General features: G+C 41.5%; 15 protein-coding genes and 1 riboswitch. All 15 genes read right to left on the bottom strand.

What is annotated here, in order from left to right:
* Positions 1 to 561 (bottom strand): DUF389 domain-containing protein (locus ADJ60_RS00060; RefSeq protein ID WP_049542515.1); only part of this gene is annotated, 561 nt, incomplete at its 3' end.
* Entirely contained in the window at positions 558 to 881 is a 324-nt protein-coding gene (locus tag ADJ60_RS00065) for a potassium channel family protein (protein WP_000825751.1), read from the bottom strand. The genes ADJ60_RS00065 and ADJ60_RS00060, both read right to left, overlap by 4 nt.
* The gene (locus ADJ60_RS00070; protein ID WP_231088896.1) at positions 878 to 1,237 is read right to left on the bottom strand and encodes a hypothetical protein; all 360 of its coding nucleotides are present in this window, start codon (positions 1,235 to 1,237) and stop codon (positions 878 to 880) included. The genes ADJ60_RS00065 and ADJ60_RS00070 overlap by 4 nt, the downstream gene beginning before the upstream one ends.
* On the bottom strand, positions 1,162 to 1,464 hold the full coding sequence (locus ADJ60_RS10850; protein ID WP_004240734.1) for a TMEM175 family protein: 303 nt from the start codon (positions 1,462 to 1,464) through the stop codon (positions 1,162 to 1,164). The genes ADJ60_RS00070 and ADJ60_RS10850 overlap by 76 nt, the downstream gene beginning before the upstream one ends.
* A gap of 353 nt (positions 1,465 to 1,817) precedes the next feature.
* Positions 1,818 to 2,210 (bottom strand): 30S ribosomal protein S9, encoded by a 393-nt coding sequence (gene rpsI, locus ADJ60_RS00075; RefSeq protein ID WP_000075973.1) that lies wholly within the window; start codon positions 2,208 to 2,210, stop codon positions 1,818 to 1,820.
* A gap of 18 nt (positions 2,211 to 2,228) precedes the next feature.
* On the bottom strand, positions 2,229 to 2,675 hold the full coding sequence (gene rplM, locus ADJ60_RS00080; protein WP_001044624.1) for a 50S ribosomal protein L13: 447 nt from the start codon (positions 2,673 to 2,675) through the stop codon (positions 2,229 to 2,231).
* Positions 2,676 to 2,890: 215 nt separating this feature from the next.
* A complete protein-coding gene (locus ADJ60_RS00085) occupies positions 2,891 to 4,090 on the bottom strand; it encodes an ABC transporter permease (protein ID WP_049542523.1) in 1,200 nt (399 codons plus the stop codon).
* Positions 4,087 to 4,980: an ABC transporter ATP-binding protein gene (locus tag ADJ60_RS00090; protein ID WP_049542525.1), complete on the bottom strand. Its 894-nt coding sequence runs from the start codon at positions 4,978 to 4,980 to the stop codon at positions 4,087 to 4,089. The genes ADJ60_RS00085 and ADJ60_RS00090 overlap by 4 nt, the downstream gene beginning before the upstream one ends.
* A gap of 236 nt (positions 4,981 to 5,216) precedes the next feature.
* Positions 5,217 to 7,622 carry a phenylalanine--tRNA ligase subunit beta gene (gene pheT / locus ADJ60_RS00095; RefSeq protein ID WP_049542527.1) on the bottom strand — a complete coding sequence of 802 codons (2,406 nt, stop codon included), beginning with the start codon at positions 7,620 to 7,622 and terminating at the stop codon, positions 5,217 to 5,219.
* Positions 7,623 to 7,698: 76 nt separating this feature from the next.
* Complete coding sequence (locus ADJ60_RS00100) at positions 7,699 to 8,208, bottom strand: GNAT family N-acetyltransferase (protein ID WP_000619938.1); 510 nt, start codon at positions 8,206 to 8,208, stop codon at positions 7,699 to 7,701.
* Complete coding sequence (gene pheS, locus ADJ60_RS00105) at positions 8,208 to 9,254, bottom strand: phenylalanine--tRNA ligase subunit alpha (protein WP_031237702.1); 1,047 nt, start codon at positions 9,252 to 9,254, stop codon at positions 8,208 to 8,210. The genes ADJ60_RS00100 and pheS overlap by 1 nt, the downstream gene beginning before the upstream one ends.
* Positions 9,255 to 9,565: 311 nt before the next feature.
* Complete coding sequence (locus ADJ60_RS00110) at positions 9,566 to 9,985, bottom strand: chromosome partitioning protein ParB (protein WP_049542529.1); 420 nt, start codon at positions 9,983 to 9,985, stop codon at positions 9,566 to 9,568.
* Positions 9,986 to 10,012: 27 nt separating this feature from the next.
* On the bottom strand, positions 10,013 to 10,663 hold the full coding sequence (locus tag ADJ60_RS00115; protein ID WP_049542531.1) for a phosphatase PAP2 family protein: 651 nt from the start codon (positions 10,661 to 10,663) through the stop codon (positions 10,013 to 10,015).
* Entirely contained in the window at positions 10,653 to 11,216 is a 564-nt protein-coding gene (locus tag ADJ60_RS00120) for an ECF transporter S component (protein WP_000185822.1), read from the bottom strand. The genes ADJ60_RS00115 and ADJ60_RS00120 overlap by 11 nt, the downstream gene beginning before the upstream one ends.
* A 153-nt stretch (positions 11,217 to 11,369) precedes the next feature.
* A riboswitch (FMN riboswitch) is annotated at positions 11,370 to 11,588 on the bottom strand.
* Positions 11,589 to 11,647: 59 nt separating this feature from the next.
* Complete coding sequence (locus ADJ60_RS00125; protein ID WP_000181383.1) at positions 11,648 to 12,151, bottom strand: tRNA (cytidine(34)-2'-O)-methyltransferase; 504 nt, start codon at positions 12,149 to 12,151, stop codon at positions 11,648 to 11,650.
* Between the last annotated feature and the right edge of the window lie 85 nt (positions 12,152 to 12,236).

The raw sequence follows: 12,236 nt of genomic DNA on the forward strand, positions 1-12,236 counted from the left end.
TAGCATGATAAAGACACAGTTGATCAAGAAAAGATAGAGAGCCCCCAATAAAAATCGTACATTCCCATTAGCTAAACCATAGCCAGCAGTACAGATAGGCGGCATCAAAGCTGTAGCAATGGCTACTCCTGGCACGATATTGTTTGCTTCTTTTTTCCTTGAACCGATCACACCAGCAATCCCACCAGCAATAGCAATGAGGACATCCCAAATGGTTGGAGAGGTTCGTGCAATCAACTCGCTACTTGCATAAGACAAGGGAGAAATCCAGAAATACAGAGTCGAGACAAGCAAACTGACCAACACTTGAGTCAATAAAACCTCTAGAGATTGCTTGATTAAACGCGTATCAAAAATAGCTAAACCGAATCCCAGTCCAACAATCGGTGTCATGAGAGGTGAAATCAACATGGCTCCTATAATGACAGCTGTTGAATTCATATTTAGTCCGATAGAGGCAATAAAAATTGCACACATCAAAATCGCTGTATCTCTCAATCGAACATGAAGGTCATCGTATAATTTCTCACGGTATTCCCGTGTTGAATAATTGGCAGTCATTTGTCCTCTCCTCTTTCCTTATTTAAATTGGTATAATAATTAAAAATAACAGCTGATAAACAGCCAAAAAATATGAGCCCATAAATCGTCAAGAAGACACTGGTAATCCTTCCAATCAAGGTCACAGCTAGGAGATCCCCGTAGCCGACAGTCGTCGAAGTCACAAAAGCATACCAAAGACCGTCTCCGTAATTTGTGATAGCAGGTTCAACTAGGAAAAGCACGCCTCCTGACCCAAAAACAAAGGTCACAAAACTCAGAGCAAACCGAGTAAAACCCGTAACCTGCATAATATGCCATAACATTTTTAAACGTTTCATTTGTTCTCCTTATTCATACTAGCTCCTGACCGAGCCGTTTTTTTCCAATAATCAAAGTGAAGATAGGACATGATCTCCATCAGAGAAAGATAGACAAACTGATAGATCTGATTTAAGCTGATTATCAACTGATATTGTTTGAAAAATGACTGGAAGAAAGACCAGATATGACTGTCTTGAATCAGTCCCTTCTTAACATCAGACAGGATATTAGCTAAAGCTCCCAAGGACTGAAACGGTAAATCCTTGACATTTATATAGATCCGGTCCACCACATCATTCAGACTGGTATCTTGGATGGCATGAAATTCTCCAAAGAGAACTCCTGCCGCTCCAAGAGTAGAAACAAATTCCACCAAATAATTTCTGAGGAAATTTTCTCAACCTTTTCCCATAATGTGTTTAGTGCCATCCATAACGATCCCAACCAGAAAAAGGAAAGAAAACAAGCAAAGAAATTTTGCCGTAAATCCCAAAAAGCTTCAAGACTTGGTGTTGTTGGTTTTTCTAACTCTAAAATCAAGATGGTCATAATAATTGCTAGAACAGCATCTGTCAATACAATTAATCTGTCTTTCTTCATCGGATTGCATCCCCTTTCTTTTTTGTAACATTCTATCTTATCGCATAATATTGGATATTCTTTCATAATCCGACTACAAACAAAAATAAACCAAAAAGTCTGTCCCTATTATGCTATATTTAACTCTAGAAGTATTCATCCATCTAATTAATAAATATATCATATTTCACAATAAATGAATACTATCAAAGATTCATCCCCTTTCACTTCATCATTTAGTGTTGCTTAGATTTATCAAAAACAACCAAATTTGTATTAATTTCAAGTATCACCTAGTTACAAAAATTTGGGGTGAACAGAGAAAGCATCCCGTATTTTTGATACGAAATGCTTTCAATAAGTTTAAATAAGTTTTAACGTTTACTAAATTGTGATGCTTTACGAGCTTTCTTAAGACCTGGTTTCTTACGTTCAACTTTACGTGAGTCACGTGTAAGAAGTCCTGCGCGTTTCAATGAATCGCGGAAGTCTGGGTCTACTTGAAGAAGGGCACGAGCGATACCGTGACGGATAGCTCCTGATTGACCAGCGTATCCACCACCTACAACGTTAACGAAAACGTCGTATGAACCTACAGTTGAAGTAACTGCGAACGGTTGGTTGATGACAAGACGAAGGTCAGCGTGTGGGATGTACTCTTCAACATCTTTTTTGTTAACAGTGATTTTACCAGTTCCTGGAACAAGGCGAACGCGTGCAACAGCGTTTTTACGACGTCCAGTACCTGCATATTGTGCTTGTGACATACTTTATTGTTCCTTTCCTTAGATAAGTCCTGAAATGTCAAGAACTTCTGGTTGTTGTGCAGCGTGAGTGTGCTCAGCTCCAACAAATACTTTCAACTTCATACCTTGAGCGCGTCCAAGAGTATTGTGTGGAAGCATACCTTTAACTGATTTCTCAATCAAACGTACTGCATTTTTAGAACGAAGTTCACCTGCAGAGATTTGTTTCAATCCACCTGGGTGGTTTGAGTGAGTGTAGTAGATTTTATCAGTTGCTTTTTTACCAGTCAATTTAACTTTTTCAGCATTGATAACAATTACAAAGTCACCTGTATCAGTGTGTGGTGTAAATGTTGGTTTGTTTTTTCCGCGAAGTACGCTAGCAACTACTGCAGAAAGACGTCCAAGTGGTACATCAGTTGCGTCAACTACGTACCATTTACGTTCAACTTGGCCTGGTTTAGCCATAAATGTTGTTTTGTTCATGATTTCTCCTATATATAGTTCGATTTTTGTTTACGGTGATGGGTGTTCCTTCCCATCGAAAAGTATTTGGAAGGTTCCGGGGCCTTTCAAATGGGGTAAACAATACCGCCTACTATCATACCAAATTTCACCCCTAAAAGTCAATAGATATGAAAAATATTTTTCTAAATTCCACTCTTTTTGTCTCTAAAAAACCTCGCTTTCGCGAGGCTCTTCTATTTATAAGATAAGGCACGTTTAAAGGTTTTCCAAGGACCTAAATCATCTGTCTGCAAAACGAGACTAGCATACATACGTCCGATAAAGACTGTTGCAGTTACTGCAAAAGCAATCGTAATCGCAAGCGAAATCCAAGCTTCTAACCCATTTGCATAGCCATTAATGGCTCTAAATGGCATGAAGAAGGTCGAAATAAAGGGAATATATGAACCAATCTTCAAGATGAGATTGTCACCAGCTGCACCTAGAGCTGTCACTCCAAAAAAACCACCTATAATCAAAATCATCAAAGGCGACAAGGCTTTTCCTGAGTCCTCAGGACGAGAAACCATAGAACCTAGGAAGGCTGCTAAAACAACGTACATAAAGAGGCTAACCAAGACAAACAATAAGGTGTTGAGCGAGAAAGCCTCTCCTATATGGTTTAAAATACCAGATTGTGCCAAGATTGGTAGGTCTTTAAAGAGAAGAATGGCAGCAAGTCCACCCACGACGTAAATGCCAATATGGGTCAAAATCACAAGAAGCAGAGCCAGCATGCGAGCGTAGAAATAATGACTAGCTCGGATACTAGAGAAGACCACCTCCATGATTTTGGTTCCTTTCTCGCTAGCCACTTCCTGAGCAGTGACACTAGCATAGGTAATCAAAATCATATAAAGGAAGAAACCAAGCCCTGCGGCCGCAATGGTTTGAACAATTTTTTTGTTTTCCTTAGATTCATCAATCTTCTCAGTAAAATCAACGGTTTGACTCAGGCGTTTTTCCTGTTCTTGAGACAAATTAGCTGCCGAACGATTGAGTTGGTATTGCAGTTCATTTAGTCTATTGGTTACAGCTAGTTTGATGCCACTTTCAAGAGAGGTTTCACCATGATAGACGGCCTTGATGACGCTGTCCTCTTGGTCGACGGTTAGGTAACCCTTGATTTTCTCATCCTTGATAGCAGTTTGGGCACTGGCTTCATCCTTATAATCAAAGTTGATACCATTAGTACCCTTGAGCCCTTCTTCCACAGATGGCACTGTTGTTACTACTGCTATCTTGCTATTCTTGGCCATAGAAGACCCTTGGAGGTAGCCAATTCCTACAGATAAGGCTAAAAAGAGGAACGGCGAAATCACCATAAAGAAGAAACTCCATGACTTAACATGTCGAAGATAGGTTTCCTTCATTACAACCCACATATTTCTCATACTTCCACCCCTGATTCTAGTTTAAAGATTTCATCGATTGTCGGCGCTTGTTGATCAAAAGTTGCGATATATTGCCCCTGAGTCAAGATTGGGAAGAGTTCCCTTCCAGCGCTCTCGTCATCTAGGATCAATTTCCAACTGCCTTGTTTGGTCAAGCTCACCTGTTTGACATGAGGAAGGTTTTCCAATTCTTCCTTACTTCGTTCACTTGAAACAAAGAGACGTGTTTTCCCGTATTGATTGCGAACATCTTGAACTGGTCCATGCAAGACCACACGGCCATCTCGAATCATCAAAATATCGTCACAAAGTTCCTCGACGTTGGTCATGACATGGTCAGAAAAGATAATGGTTGCTCCGCGCTCTTTTTCCTGAAAAATGACTTGTTTGAGCAATTCTGTATTGACTGGGTCCAATCCACTGAAAGGCTCATCCAAGATAATCAAATCTGGCTCATGAATCAGAGTAATAATGAGCTGAATCTTCTGCTGATTTCCTTTTGACAGACTCTTGATTTTATCTGTCAGCTTTCCTTTCACTTCCAACCTCTTCATCCATTGAGGGAGTTTTTCCTTGACTTCCTTGGCATCCATACCTTTTAGAGTAGCCAAGTAGCGAACTTGTTCCAGGACTGTCAATTTAGGCATGAGACTGCGTTCTTCAGGCAGATAGCCAATCCGAGCATAGGTCTCCTGACGAATATCCTGCCCATCCAGATTAATCTCTCCTTGGTATTCTAAAAATTTCAAAATACTGTGGAAAATCGTTGTCTTCCCAGCACCATTTTTCCCGACTAGTCCCAAAATACGACCTGGTCGCGCTTGAAAGTCAATACCAAACAAAACTTGCTTGGGTCCAAAACTTTTTTCTAGACTTCTTACTTCTAGCATCTTTCACCTCCGAAATGTCTTGCACTTATTATACTCCTTTTTGATAGCCTTTACAATGATTCCTGTCCATTTTTAGAAGGCTATTGTTGTGTAAAATATGGCCTGGAGCGTTTTTAGTGATAAATCCATTATACAGTAGCAAACTTAATTTATACCTTCCGCTCCTCAACTGTCCATTTTTGATCCTGAATTGTTATTTAGAAAAAAAAATCCACCCCGAAGGATGGATTGATGCTTTAACGCACTTCTGCATTGACTTTTTCTTCGAGAGAAGCTTGGATTTTTTCCATGTAGCGTGCGACTTCTTCGTCCGTTAAGCTGTCTTCTGGATTTTGGAAAGTCAAGCTATAAGCCATTGACTTCATACCAAGTCCCAATTTTTCGCCTGAGAAGACGTCGAAGAGTTTGATATCTGTCAAACGTTTCACGCCGGCAGCTTGGATAGCGTCTACAACTTCTTGGTGAGTGACTTCTGCCTTGAGGAGAAGGGCAACGTCACGGCTGACTGCTGGGAATTTCGTGATTTCCACAAATGGAGCAACCGGTTGAAGGGCAGCCTCGATGGCTGAAAGGTTAAGTTCCGCTACATACGTTTCTGGAATATCGTAAGCCTTAGCAGTGACTGGATGCACTTGGCCAAGGAAACCAATAACTTGGTCACCAAGTGAAATCACAGCTGTACGACCTGGGTGAAGGCTAGCGATTTCAGATGTTGCCGTATAGGTCACTTCTAGTCCCAAGCGAGTAAATAGGGCTTCAAGGATTCCTTTAGCATAGAAGAAATCAACTGGAACTGCTGCTGTTTGGAAATCTTTTTCAGCAACCAAGCCTGTCAAGGCAAAGGCAAAGCTATTAATCTCATTTGGAAGTTCTTCTTTTGGATTACCAGTTTGTTCAAAGACTTTTCCAATCTCATAAAGGGCCAAGTTTTTATTCTTACGAGCTACGTTATAAGCCACCGTATCAAGGATACCAGAAATCATATTTTGACGGAGGACAGAACGGTCCACTGTCATTGGCCACATGAGTTCAGTAAGGTTACTTGGTTGAGCCGTAAACTCAACTGCTTTTTCAGGAGTTGTTAGAGCATAGGTGATGATTTCTGTCAAACCTGCTCCTTCAGCAATAGTACGAACTTGGCGACGCAATTTTTGTGTCGCAGTCAATTCACCAGCTGTACCATCGTCTTTTGGAAGGCTGGTTGGCAAGCGGTCATATCCATAGATACGAGCGATTTCTTCAAAGAGGTCCGCTTCGATGGTGATATCCCAACGGCGACGTGGGACGCTGACTGTAAAGCTATCTGCATTTCCAGAAAGACCAAAGCCAAGACGACGGAAGACGTCTTCTACATCAGCATAAGAAAGCTCAGTTCCGAGGACACGGTTAACATCAGCAAGAGTTGAAGAAACTTTCACATCAGAGGTATCAAGCTCACCCGCTGAAACGATACCTTTACGCACCGTCGCACCTGTAAGTTCTGCAATCATGCTAGCTGCCGCATCAAGGGCTTCATTGACTGTTGCCACATTGATGCCTTTTTCAAAGCGAGAAGATGACTCAGAACGAAGGTTGAGGCGACCACTGGTCTTGCGGATAGATTTTCCGTTGAAGACTGCAGCTTCAAGGACGACACGACTAGATTTATCAGAGATTTCTGTTGCTTGACCGCCCATGACACCTGCAAGGGCTACTGGCTTGTCTGCGACAGTGATAACTAAGTCATTCACGTCCAAGTCACGTTCTTCGCCATCCAAGGTCACCAATTTTTCACCAGCGTGCGCTTCACGCACACGGATGTCACTCCCTTCAAAGGTATCCAAGTCAAAGGCGTGCATTGGTTGACCAAAGTAGAGAAGGATGTAGTTGGTCACGTCCACTACGTTATTGATTGGACGGATTCCTTCGTTCATGAGAAGGTTTTGCAACCATTGTGGACTTGGTGCGATAGTCACATTATCCAAGATACGAGCGGCATAGTAAGGCGCTTTGTCTGTCTCAATGCTGACAGAAAGGGCATCTGCCGCAGCTTCATTAGTTTCTGTTAGAGTAAATTCTTTAAAGTTGACTGCCTTATCATAAATAGCTGCCACTTCGTGAGCCACTCCACGCATAGAAAGGGCATCTGCACGGTTGGGTGTAATAGAAAGTTCGATGATTTCATCATCCAAGTCTAGATATGAGAAGACTTCCTCACCTGGAACGGCATTTTCTGGCAAGATTTGGATGCCATCTGCGAATTCCTTTGGCACAACTGAGTCAGAAATTCCCAATTCACCAAGTGAACAGATCATTCCAAGTGACTCAAGACCGCGGATTTTCCCTTTTTTGATCTTGTAATTGTCAGCGATGCGAGCTCCTGGAAGAGCCACCATAACCTTGATACCAGCACGCACATTCGGTGCACCACAGACGATTTGACGGGCTTCTTCTTCGCCAACGTTAACCTGACAAACATGGAGGTGAGTTTCTGGCACATCTTCGCAAGACAAGACCTCACCGACGACAATTTTTGAGAGACCAGCAGCAGGTGATTCCACACCTTCGACCTCGATCCCTGTGGTTGACATTTTTTCAGCCAACTCTTGTGATGGCACAGCAATGTCCACCAATTCTTTTAACCATTTATAAGATACAAGCATAATTTAGTTTTCCAGAATGACAGTTGTCACTCTAGTTATTTTCCTTTCCTATCATTTCAATAGAAGAATCATCTTCTTACCTTAATTTCTTTTTCAGTAACCAATCTGTATCTACTTTTTGACCAACCATAAAATGATGTTGGCTAAATTTTTCAAAACCATATCGATTATAAAATGCTTGAGCTTTTGTATTATGCTCCCAAACACCTAACCAAGCCCAAGAAAAACTATTTTTTGTAGCAAGTTCAAGAGCGAATCCAAACAATTGCTTACCTAGTCCAAATCCTTGGAATTTTTGTAGCACATAGAGGCGTTGAATTTCAAAAGCATCCTCTAATTCTCTCTCAGTCTGAGCACTTCCCCAGTTGACTTTGAGAAAACCAGCTATCTCCTCTTCATGCATAATGAAATAGGTTTCGGATTCTGGATTTTCCAACTCAGTTGACAAAACTCTCAGACTATAAGACTCTTCAAAGTATTCCTGTAACTGCTCTTCCGTATTATCATGAGCAAATGTTTCACTAAAGGTTTGTTTGGCAATTTTGGACAACACCCCAACATCTGCCTTTTCTACTTTTCTAATCATTATTTAAACTGTTCTGAGAAGCGGACATCTCCTTGGTAGAATCCACGGATATCGTTGATTCCGTAACGGAGCATAGCTACACGCTCTTGACCAAGACCAAAGGCAAATCCAGAGTAAACTGTCGCATCGATACCACTCATTTCAAGGACACGTGGGTGAACCATACCGGCCCCCATAATTTCGATCCAACCTGTTTTCTTACATACGTTACAGCCTTCTCCACCACACTTGAAGCAAGAAACATCCACCTCAACAGATGGCTCTGTGAATGGGAAGTAGGATGGACGCAGACGGATTTGACGCTCTTCACCGAACATTTTTTGGACAATCAACTGCAGGGTTCCTTGAAGATCTGCCATAGAAATGTTCTTCCCAACAACCAAGCCTTCGATTTGGTGGAACTGGTGACTGTGAGTCGCATCGTCCGTATCACGACGGAACACACGCCCTGGCGAGATCATCTTCAAAGGACCTTTAGAAAAATCATGGGCATCCATAGCACGCGCCTGAACTGGAGACGTGTGGGTACGGAGCAAGATTTCTTCAGTGATATAGAAAGTATCCTGCATATCGCGAGCTGGGTGGTCTTTGGGAAGGTTCATACGCTCAAAGTTATAGTAGTCTTGCTCCACTTCAAAACCATCCACGACTTGGTAACCCATACCGATGAAGATATCTTCGATTTCTTCACTGGTTTGTGTGAGGACGTGGCGGTGACCAGTCGCAACTGGACGACCTGGAAGGGTCACATCGATACTCTCACTTGCTAATTGAGCTGCAACTTTCTTTTCTTCCAAAAGCTTAGCAGTTTCTTCAAAAGCTGCTGTCAAGACATCACGCGCTTCATTGACATGTTTCCCGATAATCGGACGCATCTCAGCAGAGACATCTTTCATCCCTTTGAGGATTTCAGTGAGCGATCCCTTTTTACCAAGGACAGAGACACGCAAATCTTGCATCTCTTTTTTATTTTCAGCAGTAATCTGCTTCAAGCTAGCCAGCGTTTCTTCACGAAGCGCTTTTAATTGTTCTTCAATAGTTGACATAATTCCTCCATCAGTCGCTCGTAGATAAAAAGAAAACCACATGCCAAAAACTCCACTCGGAGCGTTGACACGCGGTACCATCCGTTTTCATCTGACAAGTCAGACCTTCATTTCTAAATCCATGCGCAAGTGAATTCACCCAGCTTTCATATAGAGAGCTTGCAGTCACGGCTCTCCTCCCTGATATACTTCCCTTGAGTTACTAGTCTTGCAGATTTCTATTCAATTACTACATAGTTTATCAGATTTTTAGTTAAAAAACAAGTTAGATTAGACTAATTTCAGTATAAAAAGGAACAAGACACAATGCACTACCTATTTATAAGGCCTGTTTCATCTGCTTTCCTTTTCAACAAAAGAGTTGCTGCTTGATTAAAACCATCACACCAGTTATACCATTTTGCTTCATACTCATCTTGAGCTAAGATATGATTTTTTAAATCCAGAACAGAGTAAATTTTTCTTTCTTCGCAGGCTTGCGCATAGAGATGATATAGTTCATCACCACCATCTCTATCAAACTCAGCAGAAATCGTATCCCGACCTGCCAATAAAGCCTGATAAGCCCTGTGATGCCCATCTGTAATCAACAAGCAATCTCCAAAGGCAAGAATACTGATTGGATCGACTTGGATTCTTTCTGCCGACTGGTAAAGCATCTGAATATCTTGCAACTTCTTTTCTGATAAGTATAGTTGAGTCGGATGAAGATCTGCTATATTGACTTTCATTTCTTTCTCCTCAAGGGAATTTGATACTCACTTCTGCTTGCCTTTAAATCGCCATTGGAAGCGTAGCTTGTCATAGAAGGGAAACTCGATAAACAAGACTCCCAAGCCCACACAGAGACTGGCAAGAACGTCTGATGGATAATGAACTCCCAGATAGACCCTTGATACCAACACACTGACTAGGTAGAGGCCAAGGACGATTTGTACGATTTTTCTCCAGACCGAATCTTTAATCCGCTGACTAAGAATAACAATCAAAGTCCCTACCATCAGCGTCACAGCCAGAGAATGGCCACTTGGGAAAGAAAATCCCTTCTCCTCAACCAAGTGTAAAATAGCTGGTCGTGGGCGCTGGTAAATATTTTTAAAGGTCACGATTAAAAGACCTGCCAAAGCCAGATTTCCCAGCATGAAGAAACTTTCTATCTTCCACCGCTTACGATAAAAGACAAAAGCTGTAATGACAACCCAAGTGATAATCACTGGAATATCAATCAAGCGTGTGATGGCTCGGAAAAGAATAGTCAAATAATCTGGCAAGTCTCCTCGAACTGCAGTCTGAATCGGTTGGTCAAAACCGACCAGCGTTTCAGGGTAAAATTTGACCATATAGCCAAGAATAACGAAAAGTAAAAGGGCAAAACTGCCCTTCATTAAAAATGTTTGTTTATCTCTCATAATGTTTTAAAGTTGGTTTCAAGAGAATATACAACAACCAGAATGAAACGGAAAAGATTACTCCTTCAATCAAGTTAAAAGGTAATACCATGGTCATTAGGTAGTTGGAAAGTCCCAAAATTTTTCCAATATCAAAGTTAGCAAACTTAGCGTACAAAGGAACAGCATAAACATAATTGAGAACCAACATAGCCACGGTTAAACCAATAGTCCCAGCTAGAGAGCCTAGTAGGAAACGAAGGGTTGTCCGTTCCTTTTTCCAAATCAAAGCAAATACGATGACAAAAACTCCCAAAGCTACGATATTCATCGGCAAACCAATGTAAGTATTCACTCCTTGACTATTAAGAAGCAATTTCAAGAGTGAGCGAAGCAAGAGAATTCCTAGAGCAGCAGGCAAATCCATGACCACCAGACCCACAAGGACTGGCAAGATACTAAATTCGATCTTGAGGAAGGACGCCGCTGGCAAAAGCGGAAAGTCAAAGTACATCAGCACAAATGAGATGGCTGATAGAATCGCAATGGTCGAAAGTCGACGTGTGTTTGTCATAACAGGTTCCTCCAATTTTCTATAAAATCAGAAGAAGTTAGAAAGGATTCCCCTATCTATTCTCACTTTTTATACCCCAAAAGTTCCCTCGCACTCTATTGAGCAAACGGTTACAATTTAGCTATAAATCTATCAGAACAGACAAAGCTATTCTTTCGTCTTCTCCCATCCAGACTATACTGTCGGTTGTGGAATCTCACCACATCAGCTTGCGCTCGCGGACTTATTTAACTAAGATATTTTAGATTTATCTAGGCGTCGCAGTCGAAGATAATACTTAAAGTATATCGAGACAAGACAACGACGAGAAAGCTAAAATAGATCGTCAAATTTACCGCCGGTCGGGAATCACACCCTGCCCTGAAGACTCTTTTATCATAACAAAAAACGCTTGCAAGCGCAAGCATTTTGTTCATTTTCATTTTCATTTTTTATTTCAATTTATCCACTTCATAGGTATGAACAAGCTCAAGACCTGCAAAGTTCTGCTGGCGGAGAGCCTCATAGACAATCATGCAGACGGTATTAGACACATTGAGACTGCGGACATGTTCATCATTCATAGGAATACGGAGAGCTTTCTCAGGATGTTCTCGCATAAAGTCCTCAGGCAAGCCCTTGTCTTCACGTCCAAATAGAAAATAATGGTCTTCGTTAGTCGATAAATCCACATCAGAATACACTTTCTCAGCAAATTTAGAAATCAGATAAAGTTTGCCCTTCATCTGAGACATGAAATCCTCCAAACTCTCGTAAAAATAAATTTCTAGCTTATCCCAATAATCCAATCCAGCTCGCTTCATCTTGCGGTCGTCAATAGGAAAGCCCATTGGCTTGATGATGTGGAGGGGAGAATTGGTCGCAGCGCAAGTACGCGCGATATTGCCTGTATTTTGTGGAATTTGTGGTTCAAATAATACAATGTGATTTGTCATGACTTGCTTCCTTTCACCATTGCAAAAAAATAGCCACACTGCCCGGAGTCAAGCTCAGCAAACAGCGTGGTTAAGGCATCGTTAA

The sequence above is a fragment of the Streptococcus pseudopneumoniae genome (assembly GCF_001076775.1).
Classification (GTDB): domain Bacteria; phylum Bacillota; class Bacilli; order Lactobacillales; family Streptococcaceae; genus Streptococcus; species Streptococcus pseudopneumoniae_G.